Raw genomic sequence first — 25802 nt, 5'->3', positions numbered from 1 at the left:
CCCGTTTGCTCCCTTCAAGACCTCAGGTTTTGACGGGAGAGCAACATGATCCAGATACTATCATTAGCGCAACACGGCGTTCAGGCTCACATCTTCGACAGTATGTTTGAGGACCGCAAACGTTTGTTTGTCGATCTGCTGGGCTGGGATGTACCGGTGATCGACAATCGGTTCGAGATCGACAGATTCGATACCAAGCATGCCGTCTATTTCGTCGCGGCGGACGAGGACGGACAGCATCAGGGTTCGCTCCGGCTACTCCCGACCATTCATCCGCACATATTGGACAGTCTGTTTGGGGATTTATGCCCGGGAGGCGTGCCGACAGGCGAACAGATATTTGAGATCACTCGATTATGCCTTCCGGCCCGGCTTGGCTGCGCGCAGCGGCTTGAGACCCGCAAACAGCTGATTTCCGCCATGGTCGATTATGCACTTGCCAATGGCATTATCCGGTTGACCGGCGTTGTCGATGCAGGCTTCCGCAATGACATACTCAATATGGGCTGGCTCGCTGAACCACTTGGACCCGCCAAGCTTTTTGATGGCGCGAATCTTGGCGCCTTTGCCATTCACATCTCCTCCGATACGCCCGAGCGGCTAAACTGGACCGGTATTTACCGAGAAAATATAACTGCGGATCGCGTCCAGAAGGTATCAGCATGAACGGCGCGGTTCGGGGTGAGCAATCGGCTCAGATCAATGACATAGTGACCGGCCTCCAGCGCGATGGCTATCATGTGATCGGGAACGCGCTCGATCCCGAGATCATAGCAAGACTTGCTGCTGACCTCGACAACGATTTTGCGGCCACACCCCATTGTGAAGGCGGTTTTTACGGTACCCGCACCAAGCGGTTTGGAGGTCTGCTTGCGCGGTCACCGCATAGCGACGAATTGGTCCGCCACCCCGCGATCCTTGCAGCAGCTCAGAGAGTGCTCAAACCTTTTTGTGATCGGATTGGGTTAAATCTCACCCAGGCCGTCGAAATCCATCCCGGCGCATTGCCGCAATTTCCGCATCGCGACCAGGATATGTGGCAAGGCCCGAAGGGAGAGATGGAGTATCTGCTCAACGTGATGTGGCCACTCACGCCCTTCACAGTGGATAATGGGGCAACCCGGATCTGGCCCGGCAGTCACCACCTGCCGGGTAGCGACGCTCTTCTAGACGATGAAGCCATCACGCCCGAATTGATGCCCGGCGACGCAATGTTATTTCTGGGTTCGACGCTACATGGTGGTGGCGGCAACGTTACCGATAATCCAAGGCGAGGCATCATCATTAGCTATTGCCTTGGCTGGCTCAAGCCGTTTGAGCTGCAATGGCTGGTCTATCCGCCGCATGTCGCCCGGCATTTTGATCCCGAGCTTGCCGCATTGATCGGTTATGCCCAGCACCGACCCAATTTGGGTAATGTCGAAGGCCAATGCCCATCGCTATTGCTCAGGGACGATCTGCCATTGCACCGCGCTGCGATTGATGCCCTGCGGCCCGATCAGGCAGAAGCGCTGGCAGCCTTTGTCGCCGACCAATCCGGCAAGACAGAATCTTAAGATGACCGTCGGCGGCATAGGCTCGGGATGGCAGGATGCGGCGTTTTACCGGGCGCTGCTACAATGTGGACGTGCAGGCCTCGCCTGGGAAGTACTGCGGCGCAATCCGGAATATCGGAAAGAGATTATTCACGCCCCTCAGCAACTGCGCTGCCAGCAAGTCGGTCCCACTTTGCTGAAGGGTGCCGAGAGCGGCATAGCTGCACGCTGGGGTTTGCACTTTCGCCGAAGATCCCGCCATCAAAGCACCCCATGCCCGGCTGATCTGGTCGGCCAAGTTTGATCCATCGGTTCTGACAGTTGTTGCCCGCACAAGTTTTGCACCCGCTCGTGAGTGTTTCGATCTGGCTCGTTTTGGATCGCGTGTCTTTGTCGCGCGCGATACCAACACAGAATATGTCGCGATTAGCGATGGTAGTGTATCGTTGCGGTTGGATATTATTACCGGGTCGGTATGCAACGGTCCGGTGATGATCGAGCACAGGCTTGCCGGTATTTCCGCACTGGCGTTAAAAATACCTGCATTGCATCATTTTATCAGCCTGTGCCGATCCGGCAAGATGGCGTCTTGGCGAGAACCGGCTGATCCGCGTTTGCCGCGCCTGATAACGACTCTGCGCGTTCTGGACGCACTATGTGATGGAGCAAGTCAGCGCGATATTGGGACGGTGCTGATAGGCGGCGGCGATGAAATCGATTGGCCGGGACCGGGCGATTCCAATCGATCCTATGTTCGCAGACTTATTGCCCTTGCACGCCGCATGGAGCATCTGGGGCCGCGCGGTATTTTGATACGCACAATTTGAGCGAACTAGCGTTTCGCCGTCGAATGATCGTTTTTGAGAAAATCACTCGGATCAATCCCGAGTGCTTCGGCGAGTCGCCCGACAACACTAATGGTTGGTGATACCCTGCCCTGTTCAATTTTACCGACATAGCGTGCGCTCAGATCCGCCTTGTCTGCCAACTCTTCCTGAGTCAGTTTCCGCTCATGCCTGATACGGCGGATATTGAGTGCAACGACTTCAGTGAGTTCCATCCCCCATCGTCGACGACAATAAAGCGAGTTTTTCTAGGAACTATAGTTCCTATTCGTGTCGCGATATGCTATTTGTTTGACTGCTAATGGTGGAAGAGCCTCTTACAATGTCAGATCATTTCAACACCAATCCTGCTAAAATCCTAAGCTGTGCGCCCAATGAGAGTGTCGTCACAGACTATGATCGCGCCCATTTCCTAACCTATGCGAGATTGCTTGACGCGGCAGATGAAAGCACGGACTGGCGAAAAAACGCTCGCACGATACTCGGATGCGATAAGACTGCAGATGATAAAACGGTGCGCCGATGTTGGGATTCCCATCTTGCCCGAGCCCGCTGGATCATCGGTGAAGGATTGGCGTTGGTGGTGAGCGCAGAATCCGAAACCGGCGAGAACAGCGCTCAGAAACAAAGCATTCACCAATAACGCAGTGAATCGCCCTCTTCGTCCATAATGATTGAGACGTGCAGCGCCGAGGAAGCATCTTGATGCGCCGGTCCGTGGCTCCGATTTTTATGAGCATCGGGATATTTCGGAACCTCGAAGCCACGCGCATTCCGCCGTGGATCAAGGCGAGCCATGACCCCGACAAAACTCCTTATCGGCCAGATCCTGATCGTTTTCACGATCGTGATATTGGGCGTCTGGGCCGCGACGCAGTGGGCGGCTGCCATGCTCGGCTATCAGGGCCAACTGGGAAGCGCATGGTTCATGGCTGGTGAGTTGCCGGTCTACCGTCCGTGGTCGCTATTCCCATGGTGGTATCATTTTGACGCCTACGCGCCTGAGGTTTTCAGGAAAGCCGGCGCGCTCGCCGCGATAAGCGGGTTTCTGGGCTGCGCGTGGGCCATCGGCGGGTCGTTGTGGCGGGCGCGCCAGTCGGGAAAGATAACAACTTATGGCTCCGCGCGCTGGGCGGCGCGAAGGGAAACCCATGTTGCCGGGCTGCACGATGACAGCGGCGTATTTCTTGGCAAATCTCGCGGCAACTATCTGCGCCATGATGGTCCTGAACATGTCATGGCCTTTGCGCCCACCCGCTCAGGAAAGGGTGTGGGGCTGGTCATTCCTACCTTACTCTCCTGGACCGGCTCTGCGGTCATTCACGATATCAAAGGCGAGAATTGGCAGCTGACCGCTGGCTGGCGGTCGCGCTTCTCACATTGCCTGCTGTTCAATCCAACCGATCCGCATTCGGCAAAATATAATCCGCTGCTCGAAGTACGGCGCGGTGCGTATGAAGTGCGCGACGCACAGAATATTGCCGATATCCTGGTTGATCCCGAAGGCGCGCTGGAACGGCGCAACCATTGGGAAAAGACCAGCCATGCGCTTTTGGTCGGCGCGATCTTGCATATTCTCTACGCCGAAGAGGACAAGACGCTGGCCCGCGTCGCCACTTTTCTCTCGGACCCGCAGCGCAGCTTTGTCGCAACCTTGCGGCGGATGATGAGCACCAATCATCTGGGTACCAGAGACAATCCGCAAGTCCATCCCGTGGTTGCTTCAGCGGCGCGTGAATTGCTCAACAAGAGCGACAACGAGCGCTCGGGCGTCCTCTCGACCGCCATGTCGTTTCTCGGTCTCTACCGGGACCCAACCGTTGCGCAGGTGACAAGCGCCTGCGATTGGCGGATTGCCGATCTGATCGATGGCGAGCGGCCCTGCTCGCTTTATCTGGTGATCCCGCCCTCGGATATTTCGCGGACCAAATCGCTGATTCGTCTAGTGCTCAATCAGATTGGCCGCCGTCTCATCGAAAAGCTCGAAACCGAGCAGGACGGCAGACGCAAGCATCAGCTGCTGATGATGCTTGATGAGTTTCCGGCGCTGGGCCGTCTCGATTTCTTCGAGACCGCGCTCGCCTTTATGGCGGGCTATGGCATCCGCGCCTTCCTGATTGCGCAGAGCCTCAACCAGATATCCAAAGCCTATGGCGAGAATAACGCCATCCTCGACAATTGCCATGTGCGGGTGTGTTTTTCGACCAATGACGAACGCACCGCCAAGCGAGTGTCCGATGCGCTGGGAACGGCCACCGAGCAGCGCGCGATGCGCAATTATGCGGGCCACCGGCTCGCGCCCTGGCTCGCCCATGTCATGGTATCGCGCCAGGAAACTGCGCGCCCGCTGCTCACCCCCGGTGAAATCATGCAATTGCCGCCGTCCGATGAAATCGTCATGGTTTCCGGACTGGCCCCGATCCGCGCAAAGAAGCTGCGTTACTATAAAGACAGCAATTTCACCGCCCGGGTTCTCCCGCCGCCGCTACTTACGGACGTGGACTATCTCGACCGGCCCTTATCACGCGGCCATGACTGGACCGACCGCATTGGCGCGGCCGATGCCCGGCTTGGCGAACAATATGTTAGCGACGGCGAAGCAGGTGATGGAGGTCTGCAGCAGGAACGGCATCCCGGTCTTTCCGAAGAACAGGTCGCCAAAACACCCGAACCTGAGCAGCTTGAACTGTTGGGAAGCACTGAAGACGATAGCGAGGTCCAGACCGACAAACGCGCGATGGACCGCACGCGCCTTAGAATGCTCACCGCCGCTCATGCTGTCAACGAAAGCAGCGATCGCGACGATCTGTTGCCGAGCTTTTGAGTCATGCGCAAACAGTCCGTCCGCTATCAGCTGTTCCTGCCTAAATCGCTCGCCGAACAATTCGAGGCGCTGGCTGCCGGACCCGGCGTCACCAAATCGGCGATCCTGACCGATGCTCTGACCGCCTGGCTGAGCCGGCGGGCAGCCAGTGAGGCCGAAGAGCGCTTTGCAATCCGGCTCAACACAATATCGAACCAGCTTGGACGGATTGAGCGCGACGGGCATGTGCTGATCGAAGCCTTTGCACTGTTCGTCCATTACCAGCTCACCATCTGTCCGCCCTTGGCTGAGGACGATCGTGCCGCGCGCGCCATTGGCCGCGACCGGTTCCACGCCTTTGTCGGCGAAGTCGGCAAAGCGATGGCGACGGGCAAACGCAGCCTGGCCAGGACCGATGATACAGGAGGCACCTCGTGACCTCCGGTTCGCCGTCGGAGAGCCGCGCACTCGCCATGCTGCTCTCGGCCATGGGGCCGGATATTGCGGCGGCCTTGTCCGATCCGGCGACACAGGAGGTGATGGTCAATCCCGACGGACGGCTGCGGGTTGATCGTCTCGGCGAAGGCCGGATCGATACGGGCATTGATATCGCGCCCGCACAGGCCGAACGTATCATCCGCCTGGTGGCAAGCCATGCCCGCACCGAGGTTCATGGCGCTGCTCCGATCATCAGTGCCGAACTGCCGCCGCATGGCGGCGCGGTTGCCGGTGAACGGTTCGAAGGGATCTTGCCGCCCGTCGCGTCCGCACCCTGCTTTTCGATCCGCAAGCCCGCGACCCGCGCCTATACATTGAGTGACTACGTGCAGGACGGCATCATGGCACCCGAGCAGGCCGCGATGCTGCGCGCTGCCGTCTCCGAGCGGCATAATATCCTCGTCGCCGGCGGGACCAGCTCGGGCAAGACCACGCTCGCCAATGCGCTACTTGCAGAGATGGCCGATCTCGATGAGCGTATATTGATCATCGAGGATACGCGCGAGCTGCAATGCGCGGCGCCCGACTGCGTGGCCCTCAAGACAAAGCCGGGTCTTGTCACCATGGCAGATCTGGTCCGATCGACGCTGAGACTGCGTCCCGACCGGATCATTGTGGGTGAAGTGCGCGGCGGCGAGGCGCTCGATATGCTCAAGGCCTGGAATACCGGTCATCCCGGCGGGATCGCGACGGTCCACGCCAATTCGGCGGCGGCTGCGCTGACCCGGCTCGAACAGCTCATACAAGAGGCCGTCGCCACCGTCCCGCGTGCGCTGATTGCAGAGAGTATCGACACCATCGTCTTTATCGCCGGTCGCGGGCTCAGCCGCCGCATCGAGGGCGTTGCCCGGCTGTCCGGCCTCGGTTCGGACGGGGCCTATGCGCTCAATGAACTGACCACCTTTCCCACAAACACCAAAGGAGACCCAACATGCCTAAATATCCCCTGCCTTCCCATCGTTCCATAATCATAGAGGCTAGCGTAGTTTTAGTAGCTGCCATGCTCGCGCTGGCGATCAGCAGCAGCGCCTTGGCGGCAGGCTCAGGCATGCCCTGGGAGGAGCCGCTGCAGCAGGTGCTGGAATCGATCCAGGGCCCGGTCGCCAAGATCATCGCGGTGATGATCATCATCATTACCGGATTGACCCTGGCATTCGGAGAGACGGCAGGCGGTTTTCGCAAACTGATCCAGATCGTTTTCGGTCTGTCGATCGCCTTCGCCGCCTCCTCCTTCTTCCTCTCCTTCTTCAGTTTCGGCGGCGGAGCGCTAATCTGATGGCACCCGCAGATCCAAATCTCGAAGGCTTCGAAGCACCGATCCACCGCGCGCTGTGCGAACCGATCCTGCTCGCCGGCGCTCCCCGCGTGATCGCGATCGTCAATGGCACGGTGGCCGCCGCGCTCGGTCTCGGTCTGCAGCAATGGCTCGCCGGTTTGCTTTTGTGGGCAGCCGGGCACGGCGTCGCCGTGTTCGCCGCCAGGCGCGATCCCGATTTTGCCAGCGTGCTCGCGCGCCATCTCAAACAAAAAGGCCATTTCACATGCTAGCCTTGCACGAATATCGCAGCAAAGCCGACCGGCTCGCCGACCATCTGCCGTGGGCGGCGCTGGTGGCCGAGGGCATCGTTCTCAACAAGGATGGCAGCTTCCAGCGCACATTTGCCTTTCGCGGACCCGATCTGGAGAGCGCAACGCAGGCCGAACTGATCGCTGCATCAGCACGCGCCAACAATATGCTCAAACGCTTCGGTTCGGGATGGGCGCTGTTTTTCGAGGCCGAGCGGCTCCCCGCCATCGGCTATCCGACAAGCGAATTTCCCGATCCGGCCTCTTGGCTGGTCGACGAAGAGCGGCGGGCCAGTTTTGAAAGTGATGGGGACGCAGGCGATCGCCAGCATTTCGAAAGCCGCTATCACGCCACGCTGGTCTGGCTACCGCCCGCCGATGGCAGCGACAGCGCGGGCCGCGCTCTGGTCGAACGCGAAGGCGGCAATAAGGCGCGCGACTGGCGGGCCGCACTCGACAGTTTCATCGCAGAAACGGGCCGTGCGCTCGATCTGATGGGCCAGTTCATGCCCGAGGTGCGGGCGCTGTCGAGCGCAGAGACGCTCAGCTATTTGCACACCGCCGTCTCAGCGAAACGCCACCCGGTCGCCGTGCCCGAAGCGCCGTTCTACTTGGACGGCCTGCTCGCGGACACGCCGCTCACCGGCGGATTGGAGCCCATGCTCGGGCCGCAGCATCTGCGCACCGTAACGATATTGGGATTTCCCAATATGAGCCGCGCCGGAATACTGGACGCGCTCAATCATCAGGATTTTGCCTATCGCTGGATGACGCGCTTCATCGCGCTCGACAAGACTGAGGCGACCGCCACGCTCACGAAGCTGCGCCGACAATGGTTTAACAAGCGCAAATCGATTACCGCATTGATCCGCGAGGTTATGTATAACCAGCCCGCGCAATTGCTCGACAGCGATGCCGACAACAAGGTGCTCGATGCCGATACCGCGCTCCAGGCGCTGGGCGGCGATATGGTGGCCTTCGGTTATCTCACCACGACCATCACCGTCACGGACGAAACCCGCGCCGGCGCGGAAGACAAGGTTCGCCGCGTCGAGCGGATCGTCAATGGTCTGGGGTTCACCTGCATCCGCGAGAGCATGAACGCGGTAGAGGCCTGGCTCTCCAGTCTGCCCGGTCAATCCTACGCCAATGTCCGGCAGCCGCTGGTGCACACGCTCAACCTGTCGCATCTTGTGCCATTTTCCAGCATCTGGGCTGGCCCCGTGCGCAATGCGCATCTGGACGGACCGCCTTTGCTCTATGCCGAGACCAGCGGCACCACGCCGTTTCGTCTGTCGACCCATGTCGGCGATGTCGGGCATATGCTGATCGTCGGGCCGACGGGTGCGGGGAAATCGGTGCTGCTGGCGCTGCTCGCGCTCCAGTTCCGGCGCTATGCGGACGCTCAAATAACGATTTTCGACAAAGGCTTTTCCGCCCGCGCGGCGGTGCTGGCGATGGGCGGCGCGCATCATGCGCTCGGCAGCGGCGATGATGAAAGCGTCCTTGCCTTTCAGCCGCTGCGGGATGTCGATCTGGAAAGAGAACGCATCTGGGCGGCGGAATGGACCATGGGACTGCTCGCCCACGAGCATGTGACCCTCACGCCCGAGATCAAGGATATGGTCTGGTCAGCGCTCGGCAGCCTCGCCAGCGCCCCGCCGCAAGAGCGGACATTGACAGGATTGTCCCTGCTGCTGCAATCGAATGCGCTTAAATCCGCGCTCCAGCCCTATACGCTGGAAGGGCCGTTTGGCGCTTTGCTTGATGCGGCGGAAAGCCGTCTCGATCTCACAGATATCCAGTGTTTCGAGACCGAAGCGCTGATGGGGCAGGAAAGCGTGGTCGCGCCGGTACTGACCTACTTATTTCACCGGCTCGAAGAACGGTTTGACGGGCGGGCAAGTTTGCTCATTTTGGATGAGGCCTGGATATTTCTCGACAATCCGCTGTTTGCCGCGCGCATCAGGGAATGGCTCAAGACCCTGCGCAAGAAAAACGTCGCGGTGATATTTGCAACGCAATCGCTCGCCGATATTGCCGGTTCCAATATTGCGCCGGCGATTATCGAAAGCTGCCCGCAGCGAATATTTCTGCCCAATGACCGCGCGATCGAACCGCAGGCCAGATCGGCCTATGACGCTTTCGGCCTCAATGACCGGCAGATCGAATTGATCGCGCGGGCCGTCCCCAAACGGCAATATTATCTCCAGTCCGCGCGCGGGAACCGCCTGTTCGAGCTGGGGCTCGGACCCGTAGCGCTCACTCTGTGCGGCGCGGCGGACCCTGCGGCGCAGAAGCGTATTGATGCGCTGAGCGCGCAATATGGAAAAGACCAGTTTGCTGCCAAATTCCTTTCAGCTTCCGGCCTCGAATGGGCCGCCGAGCTGCTCGCTCAATTTCCTTCCCCATCCTCCCACACAGGAGATAATATATGAAGAAGCACGTTCTGCCCGCCCTGCTCGCCTCGGTCATGAGCACAACAATGATTGCCAGCATAACGCTGCCAGCCACGCCGGCCTTCGCCATTCCCGTATTCGATGCGAACAATTACGCACAAAATCTGGTTCAGGCGGCGCGCGCCTTGCAGCAGATCAACCAGCAAATCCAGCAGCTGCAAAATGAAGCAGCGATGATCGCGCAAGGCGCGAAGAATCTGGAAAAAATCGACTTCCCGCAGCTGCGCGAACTGACCGAGACGATGCAGAAAATCGACCGGCTGATGGGCCAGGCGCAAGGCATAGGCTTCAAGGTCGACGATCTCGACACAAAATTCCGCAAGACCTTTCCCGGAAGCTCAGGTCCGGTTCTCACCTCGAACCAGTCGCTGCGCGATGCCAAGGCCCGGATCGAGGGCGCAATGGAGGCGTTTCGCCAGACCATGGCCGTGCAATCGCAGGTCGTCGAGAATGTGACTGCCGATGCTGAGGCGCTGGCCGCCATCGTCGCGCGCAGTCAGGGTGCGGGCGGTAGCTTGCAGGCCCAGCAGGCGACCAACCAGCTGCTTGCGCTTACCGCCAAACAGCAATTCCAGCTGCAAAATATGATGGCGGCGCAATTTCGAGCTGAGACGGTGGAAGCCGCGCGCCGGACGCAGGCCGAAAGCGACGCGCGCGCTGCAACCCGCAAATTCCTTGGAAAGCGCAACGCCTACACGCCCGAATAAGACCCGCTTGGATGGCGCCGGTATCCCCTGATCGGCGCTATCCCGCCGCAGGACCGGTCAGGACACCCCCTCCCTCCGGAAAGCCGGGCCTGCGGCACCATGTTCAAGGGCCAACTGGGAATAAAACTGCGTGAACGACCTCAATGTCATCGACCGGTTTATGGATGCCTTCATCCGCTATATCGACAGCGGCTTTGGCCTGCTTGGCGGCGATGTCGGCTTTTTGACCTCCGTGCTGATCGGGATTGATATCACGCTGGCCGGCCTGTTCTGGGCGCTCGGCGGCGAAGACAATGTGCTCGGTCGGTTTATCAAGAAAATCCTCTATGTCGGAGCCTTTGCGCTCATCATCAATAGCTTCCCGCTGCTGACCGATATCATCTTCAAATCCTTTGCCGGGCTCGGCCTGACGGCGGGCGGTGGATCTTTGAGCGCGGACGATTTGCTGCGACCGGGGAAACTGGCAGGCACTGGCTTCGAGGCCGCCTATCCGCTACTCGAACAGGTGAGCGAACTGCTCGGGTTCACCACATTCTTCGACAATTTCCTGACCATCGCGGTGCTGCTCATCGCCTGGCTGGTCGTCATTGTCGCTTTCTTCATTCTCGCGGTGCAGCTTTTTGTCACAATCCTTGAATTCAAACTGACGAGCCTCGCCGGTTTCATTCTCGTACCGTTCGCCCTGTGGAACCGCACCTCGTTTCTCGCCGAACGGGTGCTCGGCAATGTCATCTCTTCAGGCATCAAGGTGATGGTGCTCGCGGTCATTGTCGGGATCGGCTCAGGTTTCTTTGCCGGGTTCATTACGGCGCTGGATGGTCAGGAACCCGATATCGGTGCCGCAATGAGTCTGGTCCTAGCCAGCCTCGCCCTGTTCGGCTTGGGTATTTTTGGTCCCGCCATTGCCTCGGGACTGGTCGCGGGCGCACCGCAACTGGGGGCGGGCTCGGCCATCGGCACTGCGGCTCTGGCTGGCGGCGGCCTCGCCGTGGGCGGCATGGCAACGGCCGCAGGCACGCGGGCGCTGGCAGGTGCCGGTCTCGGCGCTGTCCGGGCGGGTACGGCCATGGGATCGGCAGCTTCAGCCTCCTACAAACTTGGTCAGGAAACCTCCGGCAGCAAAACTATCGCTGCCGGCATGAGCGGTGTCGGCAGCGCGGCCAAGGGCGCGATCTCCCAAAAGATGGGCGGAGCCCTGGGCCTCAAGGCCGCCGCACAATCTGGCCGTGATGCCGCCTGGCAAGCCGGGACCAACTCAGCCTCCTCAAGTTCTTCTGCAGCCAGCAGCCCGGAACAATCTTCTGCAGGTGCAGCTGCGCCGGCCTGGGCCGGTCAGCTGCGCTCCGAGGCACGCAATCGCAGCTACCGCCATGCCGCCATTCAGGGCGTCAAAGAAGGCGATCGCGGCGGGGCTTCGGCCATTCCCGATATCAAGGACAAGGAGGACTAGATGATCTTCAAACGCGCGGCTCAAAGATATGGCCGCACACCTGAGCCCGATACGCCGTTTCAGCGAGCCGGGCAGCTATGGGACGAGCGCATCGGCTCTGCCCGCGTCCAAGCTCGCAATTGGCGGCTCATGTCGTTTGGCGGGCTATTTCTGTCCGCCACGCTCGGCGGCGGCTTGATCTGGCAATCGCTGCAAAGCCGGGTCGTCCCCTATGTCGTTGAAGTCGACCGGCTCGGGGCTGCCCGCAGCATCTCCGTCGCCGGGACCGATTATCAGCCCACCGATCCGCAGATTGAATGGCATCTGGCAAAGTTTATCGGAAACGTCCGTTCGCTGTCGCTCGATCCGGTACTGGTGCGGGAGGGCTGGCTGGCAGCCTATGATTATACAACCGATCGCGGCGCGTTGTTTCTAAACGAATATGCCCGCGCGGCCAATCCCTTTGCCGAGGTCGGACAAAAAACCGTTTCGGTCCAGGTCACCAGCGTGGTGCGGGCATCGGATACATCCTTCCAGGTCAAATGGCGGGAATCGGAATATGAACGCGGCAGCCTCGCGCGAACATCGGAATGGACCGCGATCCTGACCGTCAAGGTCAAAACCCCGCGCTCGGCCGAGATATTGCGCAAAAATCCGCTGGGCCTTTATGTCGATGCGATAGCCTGGTCGCGCGAACTGGAAACCATCATTGCGCCGGAAGAAGGACTTTCCGCTCCAATTCCCGTAGATCAACCAGCGCCTCGATCTGAGCCAGAAACCGCTCTCGACGACACGCGCGCGCAAACACCATCCGAACCTTCCAAAAGGACCAATCCATGAGAAAACCCCTCATCTCCTCGCTCGCTTTGACAATGCTATCCGCTTGCGGGGGGCGCGCCGAATTACCAGCTCTGCCACTGTCGCCGGATATGCAACCCGCACTTCTTCAGCAAACCCCCAAAGCGCCCCTTCGGGTTCTCGAAATCCCTGTGGCCATACCGCTGCCCGGCCAGTTAATGGAAATATTCGCTCAGAAACCCAAAGGAAAAGCCCTGCCTGCTACCGCCGCAGTTGAAGCGGCGAACCAAGCTGCGCTCAAAAAGCCGGGCAGGGACGGCTATGTCAACGCCGTCCAGATTTACCCTTATGTAGAAGGTGCGCTCTATCAGCTCTATGCAGCGCCCGAACGGGTCAGCGATATCGCTCTGCAGCCGGGCGAAGATCTTGTGTCGGTTGCCGCCGGTGACACGGTGCGCTGGATCGTCGGTGATACCACCAGCGGTGCGGGTACTGACAGGCGAACGCATATTCTGGTCAAACCCACTGCGGCGGGTATCCAGACCAATCTGATCATTACGACGGATCGCCGCAGCTATCATTTGCAGCTGGAATCAACGCCGCAGACGGCGATGGCGGCGCTGTCATGGACCTACCCGGCAGATGAATTGCTTGCCATCAAACGCGCGGGCGATGCGGCGCAAGCGCGCTCCTCGATTGCAGAAGGTCTGGATATCGACCGGCTCTATTTCGGCTACGGGATTTCCGGCGACAATCCCTCCTGGCGTCCGGTCCGCGTATTTGATGACGGCGTCCAGGTCTTTATCGCCTTTCCCGAAACCATCGCCCATGATGAGGCCCCGCCCCTGTTCGTGACCGGCGGGAAGGGGGAGGCGCAGCTGGTCAATTACCGGATGCGCGGGAATTACTATGTTGTCGATCGGCTGTTCGAAGCCGCCGAACTGAGACTGGGCAGCAAGCCGCAAAGCGTGGTGCGGATCACGAGAAAAGCGGACAGGAAACCCTGGCGCCGGGAGAAGCGCTCGTGAACGCGCCCGAAAATCCACCGAGTGCCCCGCCACCCAAGGTCGATCCGGAAACCTTAGCGCTGCGCGGTAAGGCACCACGTATCATCCGTTTCAAACGCGGTGTCATCATTGCTATTGCCGCTATGGGATCGCTTGCCATTGTCGGTGTGACCTGGATTGCGCTTAAACCCGCGACGTTCAAGCTGATCGCGGACACGGAAACGCAGATACATGCGGAGAACAAACGTCCGCCCGAAGCGCTGGCAGGCGGCCCCAAAAGCTATGCGGATATCCCCAAACTCGGACCGCCGCTGCCCGGTGATTTGGGAAAACCGATGTTGGACGCGCAGCGCAATATGGCGAGCGAAGAGCCGCCATCGTCGATAGCAGATCAGGAAGCCCTGAATGCAGCGCAGGCAGCGGAGGCTGAACGGCAGCGGCGGGAGGCCGAACTGCGCAAGGTGCGCGAGGCGGGCGTTATGTTGCCATTACAGCGGGCGGGATCGGTAACTGCCAGCTCTGCCGTTCCAGCGCCGGTGCCAGTCAATGAAGCGGCTTTGCCCGCTGGTACAAAACCGCCAGGGCTCGATCCCGAGCGTGATCCCAACGCACAAGGCCGCAAAATCGACTTTGTAAAGACCGCTGGCAGCAGCGAAAATATCAATAGGCACCCATTGCAGCCATCGCCGTCGCCATGGACATTGTCAGCCGGGAGCATAGTGGCCGCCAGCCTGATCACCGGGGTCAATTCCGATCTGCCCGGACTGGTGACCGCCCAGGTGACCGAGAATATCATGGACAGTTTGACAGGGCGTACTGTTTTGATACCGCAAGGGTCCCGGCTGATCGGGGAATATGACAGCGTCATCGCCTTTGGTCAGAGCCGCGCCCTGCTGGTGTGGCAGCGCATCATGTTTCCAGATGGATCATCCATCCAGATCGATAATGCGCCAACAAGTGATGCATCAGGATATGCCGGGCTTGCGGACACAGTCGACAATCACAGCTGGAAGCTGCTGAGGGGCATTGCGCTGTCTACGCTGCTCGGTGTCGGTACGGAACTCACCTTTGGAGACAGCGAGAGCGATCTCGTGCGCGCCTTACGTGAATCCACCCAGCAAAATGCCGACCGCGCCGGACAGCAGCTGGTTGGCAAGAATCTCGCGATACAGCCGACAATCAAGATACGCCCGGGATTTCCGCTGCGGATCGTGGTCCACAAGGATCTGGTTTTACGGCCCTGGACCGAGGGAGGATATTGAGATGGCGGCTCTTCGCATAAGCAAGCTTCCCGACCGGACGCCGATCAAGCTCACGATCTCGGTTTTGCCAGACCTTAACGACGCGCTCGCTGATTATGCGACCATTTATGCGGAAACTTATAGGCAAACTGACTCGGTTACCGAACTCATACCTGCGATGCTCACGACTTTTCTGGAAAGCGATAAGGAATTCAAACGCAGCAGGGCCAAGATTCAAAAGGACAGTCAATGATGGAAACGCCGGGAAAGCCCTCCAAACCCGAAATATGTCCGATCACCGTGCGTATCCCTGTGGCGGTGCAAATGACCGGTATTGGGCGGTCCAAGCTATATGAGCTAATCGGCGCAGGTGAGATCGAGACGATCAAGCTTGGAAGTTCGCGGTTGATTCTGGTCAGCAGCCTGCAAGATTTCATCGACCGACGCCGCTTATAGGCTGTTTGGTATTTTAACATGGTCGGTGAAAGCAGACGTTCAGCTACCGCCCCACTTTGCGACATAGGATCGCAGCAATGGCAATATAAAAGCAGTCAGTCGGCTACCGCCCCAATTATCGGTCGTTATGAGTTCAAAGAAGGTTTTTCTTAAACAGCCATACTTTCAGACGTATTCGATCGATGAAAATGGCGCTATTGGACGCCGGTTCTCCAATTCGACTTTCTGAAAAGTTGGCTCTAAATATCGTCAAGCTGATTGTAGCGCTAATTGCCAAGCAGTGAATACGTTCTTTTTGCAGACGGTTTTGACGGAAGACCGCGACCCACAGGCCTGTGCGTGCTGTATTTGTTTTATTGCAAATGTGAATTTCAGATTATTGGCACAACGTCTGAAGTAACGAAGGCTATGATTGATTTTTGTAGATCTGTGTTTCCTTCCTTTTCCGTTTGCTCTATTCTGCTTCAAATGGGAAAAGTTAGAATGCTCTGCCGAGGGATTACTCAATGATAAAACTTTCTAGGGCATGCCAATGGATGCTGGTCACACTAATGGCCGTCTCGCATCAAACAACCTGGTCTCAAACAACTGATCCGGCAGAAAACAGTGTCCGTGCGAGGGAACTGGGTGTCCCGTTCGACGGGAATCCCGGCCCGCTCAATGCTATCACAGACGTTCCGGGTGTTGAGGTTGGGCACACGACGCTGATATCCGGCAGTGGAAAGTTGGTGACGGGTGAAGGACCAGTACGCACTGGTGTAACCGCCATTCTACCGCGCGGCAAAACCTATGATCCTGTTTATGCCGGTTGGTTCTCGCTGAACGGGAATGGCGAAATGACAGGCACAACATGGGTTGATGAATCGGGCTGGCTGGAAGGCCCCGTGATGATAACCAACACGCATAGTGTTGGCACAGTGCGCGACGCGACAATCGAATGGGCACACAAAAACAAGTATTTCCGACCCCTTGCAGGGGAGTCAGATACATTCTGGATGCTGCCTGTTGTTGCTGAAACTTATGATGGTGATTTGAGTGATATCAACGGATTTCACATAAAAAAGCCGCATGTCTTCGCCGCCCTCGACGGAGCAAGTTCGGGCCGTGTTGCCGAGGGAAATGTTGGCGGGGGCACGGGTATGATCACCCATGGATTCAAAGGCGGTATCGGGACATCCTCACGCGTGGTTTCGATCGGGGAGACCGAATATACGCTGGGGGTTCTGGTTCAGTCCAATTATGGCATTCGTGATACCTTCACCGTCGCTGGCGTCCCGGTTGGCCGCGAAATAACCGACCTCACGACCACCTATGGCGATCACAATCAAGAGAATGGATCGATCATCATTGTCGTCGCAACGGATGCTCCCCTGCTACCTCATCAACTCAAACGCATTGCAAAGCGTGCCACCATGGGCATTGCCCGCACCGGCTCTTACGCTTCGAATGGTTCAGGTGACATTTTTATTGCATTCTCGACGGCTAACACTGGAGCTTGGGACAGGGCTACGTCTGCGGCCGTAACGAGCTTGCCCAATGATTCAATGAGCCCGCTTTTTCGAGCAACAGTTGAAGCCACCGAGGAAGCAGTTATTAATGCACTGGTAGCAGCGCGCACGATGACAGGAATCAACGGCAACACCGCACATGCCTTGCCGCAAGATAGGCTTCAAGATGTGCTCAGAAAATATGGTAGGCTCGAAGTAGACGAGGTTCCGGCAGGAAACTGAATGCTGATGACCGGATCGGATTTTTTCGACCGCTATTCTTATTATACTCATTGCACGTTGGAACGGTTCGACGGTTGTTTGATTTTTTGAAGCAAAAAGGATCGGGGAAGATAAGCGCTAGCAATCGAGAAATGGCCTGCCTGCTACTTGGTAACAACTTCCCCTAAGCCCTCAGGGATGTCTGCACTTCGCGCTACAAGCCTAAATTCCGCCAGTCAGCTTACCACCCCAGTTTACGACATTGAACGATAGCTCAAACTGGGCCGATAACAGACCTTCTGCTCCTAGGCCGGACGCTCGATGAAGCAGACCTTCTGCTCACGACTCAATTTGCGCATGTTCGAGACCATTTCCGGTGAAACCAAAGCAGGCATGTCCCGGCCCAGCCTATCGAGCCGCAACTCGATCGAGTCCTGCATCAGATTTCCACCAAGTATATCGAAGCACCGTCGGGATCGCGCATAAGTAAGAGGTTGCTCTCACTGCCTTTGGAGGGCCTGTCCCCAAATAAGTGCGCACCTTGCAGCTTGGCCTCCCGAGCGGCGGATTGAGCGTCGGCGACACGCACGCCAGGCAGCCAAACAGACTGTGCCTTCTCGCTTCCTTCAAGCACATAGCGTGCGATCTCGGTAGAGGAAGGGCCGATGACGCGGCGATCGCCATCAGTGCCATCCGACTGAGGCGCAAGGGTCCAGTCGAACAGTTCAAAGTAGAACCCAGCGGGGAATTCGGACTGGCCCGACAGATAGATTTCGGGCCCAAATTGCCGCGTTGGCGCGGGATAGTTATGGCGTGAGAGCGCCAACCCGATCAGCGCGCCAGCAGGGTCTATCACCAGGGCGTTGCGCCCCACTCCAGGGACTTCGAACGGCTTGCGCACGATTGTTCCGCCGAGTTTTTCGGCCTGAGAACAAGACGCATCGACATCCGCGACTTCCACGTAGGCGATCCAGCTATTCGGAAATGCTTCAGGGGTTTGTGCAATGCCGGCACCTGCTTCGTCATCTAGCAGCGCGAGAATGAAATCCTTCTCGCCGCCGCCCCACGCGAAGTCCGTTGCATGCTCGGTTTCGTAGTGCCAACCTGCTACACGCCGATAAAACTCCATCGAGCCGTCCCGGTCGCTTGAGAACAGGTCATGCCAGATGATCCGGCCGATTTTCTCCGCATTCATGATACATCTCCTTCGTCAAATTTGGTTTTCTTGATTCGCCGGACCATCTTCCCGAATTCCTTGTCTCTCGATCTGCGTTCGGAGAGGCTGGCATTGTTGAAAGCCTCTTCTGCCTTAAGCTTGCGCCAACGGCTCAACCGGGCCTCCTCGATATCACCACGCTCGATAGCTTCCAAGACCGCACAACCCGGTTCAGAATCATGCTCGCAATCCTTGAAGCGACATTGGGAAGCCAGCTCCAGGAGGTCGGCAAAAACACCGTCGATACCGGACGCTGCGTCGGTTAACTGAAGCTCTCGCATCCCCGGTGTATCGAGAACAATGCAGCCGCCCGGGATCAGGTGTAACTGGCGGCGCGTAGTCGTATGGCGGCCTTTCGCATCGTCCTCTCGTATCGGTTGCGTTGCGATTGTATCGCTTCCGGCCAAAGCATTTGTGAGGGTTGATTTGCCGACGCCCGACGAGCCGAGAAACGCGACGGTCTGGCCCGGCTTGCACCAGGGACCAAGCTTCGTCCTCGGTTCGTCGCCGCGGGCGTCAAGAGCGATGACCGGTACCAGATCAGAGATCGCCTGGGCCTTGGCAAGATACCCCTCCACGCCGTCTGCTATATCGGACTTGGTCAAGACGATGACCGGAGCGATGTCTGCTTCGAAAGCCATGGCGATATAGCGCTCCAGCCGTGCGACATTGAAATCCTGATTGCACGAGGTCACGATGAAGATCGTATCAATATTGGCAGCGATGAGCTGCACTCGCCGGTCGGTGCCCGGTGCGCGCCGCTTGATCAGGCTCTTTCTGGCGAGGATGCGGCTCGCGCCCGGTCGCCGGGGGTCCAGCATGATCCAATCGCCAACAGCAGCGCCTTCTATCGGCACGATCGTCTGGTCGACATTCTCGCCCACCACGTGCAGCGCGCTGCGGTGAACTTCGACGATGCGGACAGGCGAGGTGTCAGACAGCTCAGCGGCGCTGACTTGTTGAGAGAAGAAAGGCTGCCAGCCCAATTTTTCGAGAGCTGTCGGTAGCCGTTGGATCGAGGTGCCCATATCCTTGGGCGGAAGGAAAACAGAATAGTCCTTGGTCATTTTGAATAGCTTTCATGTCGCCGCCGCAAGCATTGCTCGGGCGTAAAGTGTCAGAAGGTTCTGAGGTCGCAAATCAGCGGGTCGCCAAGGCGAACTTGGCGACGATCACATTTCGTCAGATTTGCTCCGGGAGGGTTTTCCTCCCCACGTCACTAGGACATCAAAGCTCCATTTTTCCTGCGTCAATCTTAGTCCTGTTTCGACCGTAATTCAAGGCTCACAAGAGCGGTGTTTTTTGCTAGCAAGATCAGGACGCACCGAATGACTGTGTTGTCAGACCGAAACCAGCCGTTCCGCTTACCACCCAGTTAGCGACATAAGGGCTGCGACCTTGTTGAAAAAAAGCAGACCGGTAGGAAGCGACAACTTTTCGGACATTGCCTTGAACTTGGCAGAGTTATAAAAGCGGACGTTCATAACGACTTGAGGGGAAGGAAGCGACAATGACCGAGCATCACGGCAGCTGCCATTGCGGACGAATTCATCTGACACTACGCGACGAACCAACTGAAGTCAGTGAATGCAATTGCTCGATTTGTCGGCGCACCGCTGGATTGTGGCACTATTGCTCGCCGGACTTGATCTCTGTCGAGGGAGAGGGCGTTGCATACCAGCAGGGTGATTGTTCGCTCGACACATGGCACTGCCCGGATTGTGGCTGCACGACCCATTGGACGGCGACCGATCCAACTTACGCGCGCATGGCCATCAATCTCAGGATGTTCGAGCCCGACTTTTGGCGCGACCTGCCTCGCAAACTGGTCGATGGTGCGTCCTACTGAATAGCCCGCATATTAGGACGGCGAACGACAACATAACTGCCGTTCCGAGGGCGTGATTGCCGTTCCGAAAGCCGACGTTCACGGCCCGATGCTGGCGGCAGCTATGCGTGCCATAGCCGGATCAATGCCCGATCGACACACCACCCTCCCGCTTGGGGCGTGGCGCTAGCCAGATGAGGGCGGCAGCGATGAACAGCATTACGGATGTTGTCCAGAACACATGGATCAAAGACAGTGTCGTAGCCTCTTGCTCGACCATATTGCTGAGCAACTGAAGCGCCGCTTCGGGAGAGAAACCAAGCCCAGAAATCGCACTATCTGCAGCGCTAGGTTCTAGTACGGCGACAATATCATTGCGCGTCGCGCGTTGAGTGTCGCCCCAGTATGTCAGCGAAATCGAAGTTGCAAATGCGGTTGCAATCGTCCGCATGAAACTTTGGAGACCTGCGGCAGATGCTACCTCATGCTTTTCCACGGTGTTGAGCGTCAGGGTCATTATTGGCAGCATCAAGAACGTCATTCCCAGCCCCATCACGAATTGCGGCGAGCTGAGGGTCCAAAAATCACTATCTGTGGTCCAGAGCGTGCGCGTCAGCCCGATGACCGCCAGCCAGACAATTCCTGCGGAAATCAGAAGGCGGGGATCAAAGCGCGGCATCAAGAACACAACAATCGGCGCAGTCAGCAGCGCTGCGATAGCCGTGAATGACGAAGAATACCCAGCCTGTGTCGCGGTGAATCCCAGCCATGCCTGTTGCCATTGCGGGACGATCACAAAACCAGCAAAGTAACCTCCGAAACTGATGGAGAGAACGACGAGACTGACGCTCAGCCCCCGGTGTCGCAAGACGCGCAAATCGACCATTGGATTGTCCTCAGTGAGTTCCCAGATGACAAAAATCAGAAATGCGATGGCTGAGGTGATCGCCAGGGCGACGATCAGCGGATCACTAAACCAGTCATGGTTGCGGCCAATGTCCAGAATGATCTGAAGGCAGCCAACCCAGATCACCAGTAATATCAACCCGACATAGTCTATCGGGATGATCTGACGGTCCGTTTCAATCGGGCGCAAAAGAAAGGCAGAGCCTATGGTCGCTATCACCGCAATCGGCACGTTGATGAGGAATATCCAATGCCATGACCAATTGTCGGTGAGCCAGCCTCCGATGATCGGCCCTAGCGCCGGACCCAGGAGCAAAGTCATCGCCCACATTCCCATCGCTAGATTCTGCTGCTCTGGGGGGAAGACACGCAGCAACAAGGTTTGCGACATGGGCATCAGAAATGCTCCGAAGATACCTTGGCCGATGCGGCAGAGGACAAGCATCTCTATCGAAACCGAAAGCCCGCAGAGCATCGAGAAGACACCGAAGCCCACCATGCTGAACAGGAAAGTCCGCACCGATCCGAAACGCAACGCAATCCAGCCGGTCAGAGGCACACAGATCGCCTCGGCTATCGCGTAGGACGTGATGACCCACGCGCCCTGTTCAAGAGAAACGCCAAGGCTGGCGGCGATGTGGGGGATCGAAACATTGGCAATTGTCAGGTCGAGGATCACCATGAAGTTTGCAAATGCTAAGGCGAGCCCGGCAATGAGCCTAAGCGAAGGCGGAATACCCTTCAAACCTTGTGTTGCGGCAGTCATCGCGCTCAGCTGCCCGACACATCAATTTCGACTTCCATCGACAAACCAACACGCAAGGGATGCCGCTTCAGATCGGCGGGCTCGAGTTCGATCCGCACTGGCAATCGTTGGATGACCTTGATCCAGTTGCCGGTTGCGTTTTGGGCGGGGATTACAGCCATCGACGATCCGGTGCCGCCGGAAAAGCCAACCACCTTCCCACGATAAGTCACGCTCGACCCATAAATATCTGCCGTCAACGTCGCTGGCATACCAATCCGCACACGCTGCAACTGATTTTCTTTGAAATTAGCTTCGACATGAACATTGGCCAGAGGCACAATCGTCATGATGGTCTGTCCGGGATTGAGCCGTTGCCCGATCTGGACCTGAAGTCTGCTGACCACCCCGTCGATGGGCGCTCGAATTTCTGTGCGGTCCAGATTAAGCTGTGCAGCATCCCGACGCGCCTTTGCCGCGAGAACGGCGGGGTCAGTGTCTTCGGTCAAGCCGCTTACTAACACGGAATTTGCCGCGAGTTGGCCTTGCGCAGCACGCTTGGATGAACTCAACTCGCTTAACGCACCCTGCGCTGCGTCAAGCGCCGCACGCGACGTGGCATAGGCGCTTCGTGCCTGGGTAAGTTCCTCACCGGAAATCGCGCCGCTCGCAGCAACGCTTTCCCTGCGCTGCAAGTCAATCCGGGCTTTGCCATGTTCGGCGCGGGCTGCGCGCAATCGTGCCTGCGCCTGAACCATCGCGTCGCCTGATCCGTCAACCTTAGCGGCCAATGCAATATTGTTCGCAACTGTATGGCGAAATCCTCGACGTGCTGCCGCCAGATCGGCTTCGGCCTGTGCCAAGGCAATTTGTGCATCAGCCTGGTCCAACCGTATGAGCACGTCCCCGGCCTTGACCTGCTGGGTATCGCGCACCAGCAGTTCGCTTGCAGACCCCCCGACCAATGGCGTGATCGGTGCTATCTGCGCGTTGACATAGGCATTGTCAGTGGTGACGAAGTTCCGGGCTGCCAACAGATACCAGATGCCCCAGGCGAGCCCGGCTACAACCAAGACCACTGCCAGCCGCGTGAGCCATCGCTTGCGCGCAATCTTCCGGCCCTCGGACAAGACCGGGTCAACCGCAGGCGTTTCGGGCAGTGCTTCTGTCATGGTGTTACCGGTTCCGTTGGAGGTTGAAATGCAGTCACGAACCCGCCTCCGAGCGCCCTGATCAAGGCCAGGGTTGCTCCGCGTTCGTAAGTTTCGAGGCCAATCACCGCGAGCCGTAGGTTATGAACCGCACTTTCACTGGCCAGCACGTCCAATTGGCTCGCCAAGCCCGCGACATGTCGGTTGCGCACAAGCCCAGCGGCTTCCTCGCTCGCCATCAATGCGGCGCGAGCCGCTGCCTGTCGTTTGTCAGCCGCATCGCGCTGTGTCACCGCATCGGCAACTTGCTGATAGGCGGAAATGACCACCTGGTTGTAGCTGGCGACCGCTTCTTCATATTCGGCATTGGCGCGGCCATATTGCGCTTTGATCGCACCTCCCTGAAAAATTGGCAGACTGATTGCTGGACCGGTGGCTCCGAAAATCGATCCGGAATCGATGAGATTGCCAAGGCCAATGGCCTGTAGTCCAAGCAGCCCTCTGAGGCTGACTGCGGGAAAGAATCCGGCGCGCGCGACCTTGACCTGGCTTGCGGCGACCTCAACCCGCTCGCGTGCTGCAACAATATCCGGGCGCCGCCCGATCAGGTCCGTTGTCACTCCAGCCGGAACGCCCGCTGGCGCCGATGGAGTAAGCGGCGGGCGCGTGATCGAACGGCCCCGATCCGGTCCAGCTCCCAGCAGGGCAGCCAACTGGTTTCGCCGCAATCCGATGCTTTCATCTACGGCTGCAAGTTCCTGTTCGGCGTTCGCCACGTCCGCGTCCGCCCGGCGCAGTCGGATGCGATTGTCCAGCCCGTTGCGCACGCGCAATGAAACAAGTCCTTGCACCGCGCGGCGGTTGCCTAGCACCGCTTCGGCGTTATCACGTTCCCAGTAGTGCCTCCCGAGCTCCGCATAGGCAGCGGTAATCGCAACTGAGAGGACAAGCCGCGCTTGCGCCGCATCAACCGCCACAGCGCGTGCTTCCGAAATCGCGGCTGCATGCGCCGCGCGATTGCGGCCCCAAAGGTCAAGATCAAAACCAAATGTCAAAGCAGTCTGGCCATAATCCTTCCAGCCATCGGGAAGGAACTGGGCGGGAATGCCATTATTGCCACTCTGGCGGCGGATACCGGCTTCCGCCTCGGCTCCGATAGTGGGAAGTCGGGACGCACCGACGCGCTGAACCTCAGCCTCGGCGCGCCTGATCCTGGCCCCGGCAGTTGCAACTTGCGGTGAGTTTGTAAGTCCTTCCTCGATCAGTGAGGTAAGCTGTGGGTCGCCCGCCAATCGCCACCATTGGTCGGGGGGCCAGTCAATGTCCCCGCGTGCGGCAAGTGTCTGGGCCGCGTCGCTGGCCTCGGCGCTCCGGATGACTGGTTTGACGCCTGTTTCAGGGACAGAAACACAACCCGCCAACGCGAGGACTATCGCAAACATCGGCAAAGACCGCAGATCAACCGACATAAGCTGCCCTGCCACTGGCGACTAGCCGCTGTGCCGAGTCCTCGACTCTGGTTTCCGCCACACTCAATTGTTTGCCCAGTTTGACCACTCGGCCAATCGCGCGCAGTGGACCCGGAGTCGCAGGGCGGTGAAAATCTACGTGCAGGTCGGCGGTTGCGCGCGCCGTGCCGCCAAATGCATTGATAGTGTAAAGTCCGGTCAGATCGATCAGGGCCGACAGGATGCCGCCGTGCACCGCTTTAATCATTGGATTGGATATTATTTCTTCGCGCCAAGGCATTTCAAAGATCAGTTCGCGCTCGGTCAGATCGACAACATCCAGCCCAAGCCAGCGATGAAACGGCGCAATGAGGAGCATATTGCGCAATTCGGCCAATTCGGGCCTGCCGGGGTTATCCATCATCTTGAAACCTTCCCTGTGTGCGTGCCGATCAGGAAATCGACAATCGCCGCGCCAAATTCATCGTTTTGGTCTCCGACGACCATGTGCGTGGCACCGGCAATGTCGCTGTAAGCGGCATGCGGGACCAGCTTTCGGAAGTGTTCAACCGCATCAGGGGAAACAAGGTCGCTCGAACCGCCTCTGACCAGATGCACCGGAAGCGAAAGACGGCTTGCTGCAAGGCTAAGCTCGCTTTGCCCGTTCTCGACCGCACCATCGCTCTGCTTATGGCGGCGCGTTACGCCTTCAATAAATGCGGGGTCCCAATGCCAATAAAAGCGGCCATCTGATTTTTTATGCAAATAGTTCGCCAGACCTGACGATGCCTTACGGCTTGGCCGATGTGGCAGATACTCGGAGATTACCTGTGCGGCCTCTTCCGGTGAAGCGAAACCAGCTTGGGCATGGGCTGCCATGAAGCCAACCACCCTCGCTACTCCCGTTGCCTCCATCTGCGGGGTAATATCAACCAGGGTTAGCGAAGCAAAACTGCCCGGTGCTAGATGCCCCTCGGCCTTGATCCCGGCAAGACCACCGAGCGATGCACCGATCAGCGCCGGTTTGCGCTCCAATCGGGCAGCGACGGCGATAAGATCGCCAGCAAAATCGGCAATGTCATAGGCCCCGTCTTTGGCCCATTCGCTGTTCCCGTGACCTCGCAGGTCCAATGCAATCGCGTGAAAGCCGTGACTTGCGAGAAGCGTGGAAACCTTCTTCCAGGCACGGTGGGTTTGTCCACCGCCATGCGCGAGAATGACCGGCATTCCATCGCTGGCGCCTTCGACACTGGCGGCAATGGCAAGGCCGGATTGACCGGCCAATTTGATCGATTTTTTCGTCATGAAGATATCATACTGTAATAAGTCTTACAGTAAAGACTTTTCAATTTTTGGTCCGTCGGGTAAGGTCCTGCCCGATGCGCGACGAAATCAACCAAGATAGCTATGTGACCGAGGCCGACGAGATCGTTTTTCTCGTCGAGGAAGTTCCGC

General features: G+C 58.2%; 29 protein-coding genes. 20 read left to right on the top strand and 9 right to left on the bottom strand.

What is annotated here, in order from left to right:
- Nucleotides 1-45: 45 nt before the first annotated feature.
- The 4 genes from AACZ86_RS10835 (at nt 46) to AACZ86_RS10820 (ending at nt 2362) form a co-directional block, all read left to right on the top strand.
- On the top strand, nt 46-666 hold the full coding sequence (locus tag AACZ86_RS10835) for an acyl-homoserine-lactone synthase (RefSeq protein WP_339692359.1): 621 nt from the start codon (nt 46-48) through the stop codon (nt 664-666).
- Nucleotides 663-1556 (top strand): phytanoyl-CoA dioxygenase family protein, encoded by an 894-nt coding sequence (locus tag AACZ86_RS10830; protein WP_339692356.1) that lies wholly within the window; start codon nt 663-665, stop codon nt 1554-1556. Before AACZ86_RS10835 ends, AACZ86_RS10830 begins: the two co-directional genes overlap by 4 nt.
- Entirely contained in the window at nt 1483-1839 is a 357-nt protein-coding gene (locus AACZ86_RS10825) for a DUF6499 domain-containing protein (RefSeq protein ID WP_339692355.1), read from the top strand. Before AACZ86_RS10830 ends, AACZ86_RS10825 begins: the two co-directional genes overlap by 74 nt.
- A gap of 148 nt (nt 1840-1987) precedes the next feature.
- Entirely contained in the window at nt 1988-2362 is a 375-nt protein-coding gene (locus tag AACZ86_RS10820; RefSeq protein WP_339692353.1) for a DUF2285 domain-containing protein, read from the top strand.
- A gap of 5 nt (nt 2363-2367) precedes the next feature.
- Here the strand turns inward: AACZ86_RS10820 and AACZ86_RS10815 are convergent, their stop codons facing one another.
- On the bottom strand, nt 2368-2595 hold the full coding sequence (locus AACZ86_RS10815; RefSeq protein WP_339692350.1) for a helix-turn-helix transcriptional regulator: 228 nt from the start codon (nt 2593-2595) through the stop codon (nt 2368-2370).
- Nucleotides 2596-2702: 107 nt separating this feature from the next.
- Here AACZ86_RS10815 and AACZ86_RS10810 point away from each other — a divergent pair, with 107 nt between their 5' ends.
- From AACZ86_RS10810 to AACZ86_RS10740, 15 genes are all read left to right on the top strand, one after another.
- Nucleotides 2703-3023, top strand: coding sequence for a DUF2285 domain-containing protein (locus AACZ86_RS10810; protein WP_339692347.1), 321 nt, complete (start codon nt 2703-2705; stop codon nt 3021-3023).
- A 153-nt stretch (nt 3024-3176) separates the two neighbouring features.
- Nucleotides 3177-5204, top strand: coding sequence for a conjugal transfer protein TraG (locus AACZ86_RS10805; protein ID WP_339692345.1), 2028 nt, complete (start codon nt 3177-3179; stop codon nt 5202-5204).
- A 3-nt stretch (nt 5205-5207) separates the two neighbouring features.
- The gene (locus tag AACZ86_RS10800) at nt 5208-5621 is read left to right on the top strand and encodes a CopG family transcriptional regulator (RefSeq protein ID WP_339692342.1); all 414 of its coding nucleotides are present in this window, start codon (nt 5208-5210) and stop codon (nt 5619-5621) included.
- Between the two features lie 35 nt (nt 5622-5656).
- Nucleotides 5657-6649 (top strand): P-type conjugative transfer ATPase TrbB, encoded by a 993-nt coding sequence (trbB, locus tag AACZ86_RS10795; protein WP_339692569.1) that lies wholly within the window; start codon nt 5657-5659, stop codon nt 6647-6649.
- Nucleotides 6613-6957, top strand: a complete 345-nt coding sequence (locus AACZ86_RS10790; RefSeq protein ID WP_339692340.1) for a TrbC/VirB2 family protein — start codon at nt 6613-6615, stop codon at nt 6955-6957. The genes trbB and AACZ86_RS10790 overlap by 37 nt, the downstream gene beginning before the upstream one ends.
- On the top strand, nt 6957-7229 hold the full coding sequence (locus AACZ86_RS10785; protein ID WP_339692338.1) for a VirB3 family type IV secretion system protein: 273 nt from the start codon (nt 6957-6959) through the stop codon (nt 7227-7229). Before AACZ86_RS10790 ends, AACZ86_RS10785 begins: the two co-directional genes overlap by 1 nt.
- Nucleotides 7223-9685, top strand: a complete 2463-nt coding sequence (trbE, locus tag AACZ86_RS10780) for a conjugal transfer protein TrbE (RefSeq protein WP_339692335.1) — start codon at nt 7223-7225, stop codon at nt 9683-9685. Before AACZ86_RS10785 ends, trbE begins: the two co-directional genes overlap by 7 nt.
- Nucleotides 9682-10413: a P-type conjugative transfer protein TrbJ gene (gene trbJ, locus AACZ86_RS10775; protein WP_339692333.1), complete on the top strand. Its 732-nt coding sequence runs from the start codon at nt 9682-9684 to the stop codon at nt 10411-10413. Before trbE ends, trbJ begins: the two co-directional genes overlap by 4 nt.
- Nucleotides 10414-10543: 130 nt before the next feature.
- Nucleotides 10544-11863, top strand: coding sequence for a P-type conjugative transfer protein TrbL (gene trbL, locus AACZ86_RS10770; RefSeq protein WP_339692329.1), 1320 nt, complete (start codon nt 10544-10546; stop codon nt 11861-11863).
- Nucleotides 11864-12682 (top strand): conjugal transfer protein TrbF, encoded by an 819-nt coding sequence (gene trbF / locus AACZ86_RS10765; RefSeq protein WP_339692324.1) that lies wholly within the window; start codon nt 11864-11866, stop codon nt 12680-12682.
- Nucleotides 12679-13668, top strand: a complete 990-nt coding sequence (gene trbG / locus AACZ86_RS10760; RefSeq protein WP_339692320.1) for a P-type conjugative transfer protein TrbG — start codon at nt 12679-12681, stop codon at nt 13666-13668. The genes trbF and trbG overlap by 4 nt, the downstream gene beginning before the upstream one ends.
- A complete protein-coding gene (locus AACZ86_RS10755) occupies nt 13665-14909 on the top strand; it encodes a TrbI/VirB10 family protein (RefSeq protein ID WP_339692317.1) in 1245 nt (414 codons plus the stop codon). The genes trbG and AACZ86_RS10755 overlap by 4 nt, the downstream gene beginning before the upstream one ends.
- Nucleotide 14910: 1 nt before the next feature.
- On the top strand, nt 14911-15141 hold the full coding sequence (locus tag AACZ86_RS10750; RefSeq protein ID WP_339692314.1) for a DUF2274 domain-containing protein: 231 nt from the start codon (nt 14911-14913) through the stop codon (nt 15139-15141).
- Complete coding sequence (locus tag AACZ86_RS10745; RefSeq protein WP_339692311.1) at nt 15138-15344, top strand: helix-turn-helix domain-containing protein; 207 nt, start codon at nt 15138-15140, stop codon at nt 15342-15344. Before AACZ86_RS10750 ends, AACZ86_RS10745 begins: the two co-directional genes overlap by 4 nt.
- A 506-nt stretch (nt 15345-15850) precedes the next feature.
- Complete coding sequence (locus AACZ86_RS10740) at nt 15851-17074, top strand: P1 family peptidase (RefSeq protein ID WP_339692309.1); 1224 nt, start codon at nt 15851-15853, stop codon at nt 17072-17074.
- Between the two features lie 284 nt (nt 17075-17358).
- Here AACZ86_RS10740 and AACZ86_RS10735 read toward each other — a convergent pair whose 3' ends face one another.
- The 3 genes from AACZ86_RS10735 to rsgA are packed head-to-tail and all read right to left on the bottom strand — an operon-like array spanning nt 17359 to nt 19336.
- Nucleotides 17359-17493: a hypothetical protein gene (locus AACZ86_RS10735; RefSeq protein ID WP_339692307.1), complete on the bottom strand. Its 135-nt coding sequence runs from the start codon at nt 17491-17493 to the stop codon at nt 17359-17361.
- On the bottom strand, nt 17493-18248 hold the full coding sequence (locus tag AACZ86_RS10730; RefSeq protein ID WP_339692304.1) for a VOC family protein: 756 nt from the start codon (nt 18246-18248) through the stop codon (nt 17493-17495). The genes AACZ86_RS10735 and AACZ86_RS10730 overlap by 1 nt, the downstream gene beginning before the upstream one ends.
- Complete coding sequence (gene rsgA, locus AACZ86_RS10725) at nt 18245-19336, bottom strand: ribosome small subunit-dependent GTPase A (RefSeq protein ID WP_339692301.1); 1092 nt, start codon at nt 19334-19336, stop codon at nt 18245-18247. Before rsgA ends, AACZ86_RS10730 begins: the two co-directional genes overlap by 4 nt.
- 443 nt (nt 19337-19779) lie before the next feature.
- Between rsgA and AACZ86_RS10720 the strand changes: the two genes are divergently transcribed.
- Complete coding sequence (locus AACZ86_RS10720; protein ID WP_339692298.1) at nt 19780-20118, top strand: GFA family protein; 339 nt, start codon at nt 19780-19782, stop codon at nt 20116-20118.
- A gap of 121 nt (nt 20119-20239) precedes the next feature.
- Here the strand turns inward: AACZ86_RS10720 and AACZ86_RS10715 are convergent, their stop codons facing one another.
- From AACZ86_RS10715 to AACZ86_RS10695, 5 genes are read right to left on the bottom strand one after another with little or no spacing between them, the layout of a single operon-like run.
- On the bottom strand, nt 20240-21769 hold the full coding sequence (locus AACZ86_RS10715) for a DHA2 family efflux MFS transporter permease subunit (protein ID WP_339692295.1): 1530 nt from the start codon (nt 21767-21769) through the stop codon (nt 20240-20242).
- A 5-nt stretch (nt 21770-21774) separates the two neighbouring features.
- Nucleotides 21775-22920, bottom strand: coding sequence for an EmrA/EmrK family multidrug efflux transporter periplasmic adaptor subunit (locus AACZ86_RS10710; RefSeq protein WP_339692292.1), 1146 nt, complete (start codon nt 22918-22920; stop codon nt 21775-21777).
- On the bottom strand, nt 22917-24368 hold the full coding sequence (locus AACZ86_RS10705; RefSeq protein ID WP_339692290.1) for an efflux transporter outer membrane subunit: 1452 nt from the start codon (nt 24366-24368) through the stop codon (nt 22917-22919). The genes AACZ86_RS10710 and AACZ86_RS10705 overlap by 4 nt, the downstream gene beginning before the upstream one ends.
- A complete protein-coding gene (locus AACZ86_RS10700; RefSeq protein WP_339692288.1) occupies nt 24358-24771 on the bottom strand; it encodes a hotdog fold thioesterase in 414 nt (137 codons plus the stop codon). Before AACZ86_RS10700 ends, AACZ86_RS10705 begins: the two co-directional genes overlap by 11 nt.
- The gene (locus AACZ86_RS10695) at nt 24768-25652 is read right to left on the bottom strand and encodes an alpha/beta hydrolase (RefSeq protein ID WP_339692286.1); all 885 of its coding nucleotides are present in this window, start codon (nt 25650-25652) and stop codon (nt 24768-24770) included. Before AACZ86_RS10695 ends, AACZ86_RS10700 begins: the two co-directional genes overlap by 4 nt.
- Between the last annotated feature and the right edge of the window lie 150 nt (nt 25653-25802).

The organism is uncultured Parasphingorhabdus sp. (assembly GCF_963975735.1).
GTDB lineage: Bacteria > Pseudomonadota > Alphaproteobacteria > Sphingomonadales > Sphingomonadaceae > Parasphingorhabdus.
This window is presented reverse-complemented; position numbering and strand designations above follow the sequence as displayed.

Excerpts from the sequence above, each read along its gene's own strand:
- AACZ86_RS10835 (WP_339692359.1), top strand. The coding sequence starts at position 46 with ATGATCCAGATACTATCATTAGCGCAACACGGCGTTCAGGCTCACATC.
- AACZ86_RS10830 (WP_339692356.1), top strand. The coding sequence starts at position 663 with ATGAACGGCGCGGTTCGGGGTGAGCAATCGGCTCAGATCAATGACATA.
- AACZ86_RS10825 (WP_339692355.1), top strand. The coding sequence starts at position 1,483 with ATGCCCTGCGGCCCGATCAGGCAGAAGCGCTGGCAGCCTTTGTCGCCG.
- AACZ86_RS10815 (WP_339692350.1), bottom strand. The coding sequence starts at position 2,595 with ATGGAACTCACTGAAGTCGTTGCACTCAATATCCGCCGTATCAGGCAT.
- AACZ86_RS10810 (WP_339692347.1), top strand. The coding sequence starts at position 2,703 with ATGTCAGATCATTTCAACACCAATCCTGCTAAAATCCTAAGCTGTGCG.
- AACZ86_RS10805 (WP_339692345.1), top strand. The coding sequence starts at position 3,177 with ATGACCCCGACAAAACTCCTTATCGGCCAGATCCTGATCGTTTTCACG.
- AACZ86_RS10800 (WP_339692342.1), top strand. The coding sequence starts at position 5,208 with ATGCGCAAACAGTCCGTCCGCTATCAGCTGTTCCTGCCTAAATCGCTC.
- trbB (WP_339692569.1), top strand. The coding sequence starts at position 5,657 with ATGCTGCTCTCGGCCATGGGGCCGGATATTGCGGCGGCCTTGTCCGAT.
- AACZ86_RS10790 (WP_339692340.1), top strand. The coding sequence starts at position 6,613 with ATGCCTAAATATCCCCTGCCTTCCCATCGTTCCATAATCATAGAGGCT.
- AACZ86_RS10785 (WP_339692338.1), top strand. The coding sequence starts at position 6,957 with ATGGCACCCGCAGATCCAAATCTCGAAGGCTTCGAAGCACCGATCCAC.
- trbE (WP_339692335.1), top strand. The coding sequence starts at position 7,223 with ATGCTAGCCTTGCACGAATATCGCAGCAAAGCCGACCGGCTCGCCGAC.
- trbJ (WP_339692333.1), top strand. The coding sequence starts at position 9,682 with ATGAAGAAGCACGTTCTGCCCGCCCTGCTCGCCTCGGTCATGAGCACA.
- trbF (WP_339692324.1), top strand. The coding sequence starts at position 11,864 with ATGATCTTCAAACGCGCGGCTCAAAGATATGGCCGCACACCTGAGCCC.
- trbG (WP_339692320.1), top strand. The coding sequence starts at position 12,679 with ATGAGAAAACCCCTCATCTCCTCGCTCGCTTTGACAATGCTATCCGCT.
- AACZ86_RS10750 (WP_339692314.1), top strand. The coding sequence starts at position 14,911 with ATGGCGGCTCTTCGCATAAGCAAGCTTCCCGACCGGACGCCGATCAAG.
- AACZ86_RS10745 (WP_339692311.1), top strand. The coding sequence starts at position 15,138 with ATGATGGAAACGCCGGGAAAGCCCTCCAAACCCGAAATATGTCCGATC.
- AACZ86_RS10740 (WP_339692309.1), top strand. The coding sequence starts at position 15,851 with ATGATAAAACTTTCTAGGGCATGCCAATGGATGCTGGTCACACTAATG.
- AACZ86_RS10735 (WP_339692307.1), bottom strand. The coding sequence starts at position 17,493 with ATGCAGGACTCGATCGAGTTGCGGCTCGATAGGCTGGGCCGGGACATG.
- AACZ86_RS10730 (WP_339692304.1), bottom strand. The coding sequence starts at position 18,248 with ATGAATGCGGAGAAAATCGGCCGGATCATCTGGCATGACCTGTTCTCA.
- rsgA (WP_339692301.1), bottom strand. The coding sequence starts at position 19,336 with ATGACCAAGGACTATTCTGTTTTCCTTCCGCCCAAGGATATGGGCACC.
- AACZ86_RS10720 (WP_339692298.1), top strand. The coding sequence starts at position 19,780 with ATGACCGAGCATCACGGCAGCTGCCATTGCGGACGAATTCATCTGACA.
- AACZ86_RS10715 (WP_339692295.1), bottom strand. The coding sequence starts at position 21,769 with ATGACTGCCGCAACACAAGGTTTGAAGGGTATTCCGCCTTCGCTTAGG.
- AACZ86_RS10710 (WP_339692292.1), bottom strand. The coding sequence starts at position 22,920 with ATGACAGAAGCACTGCCCGAAACGCCTGCGGTTGACCCGGTCTTGTCC.
- AACZ86_RS10705 (WP_339692290.1), bottom strand. The coding sequence starts at position 24,368 with ATGTCGGTTGATCTGCGGTCTTTGCCGATGTTTGCGATAGTCCTCGCG.
- AACZ86_RS10700 (WP_339692288.1), bottom strand. The coding sequence starts at position 24,771 with ATGATGGATAACCCCGGCAGGCCCGAATTGGCCGAATTGCGCAATATG.
- AACZ86_RS10695 (WP_339692286.1), bottom strand. The coding sequence starts at position 25,652 with ATGACGAAAAAATCGATCAAATTGGCCGGTCAATCCGGCCTTGCCATT.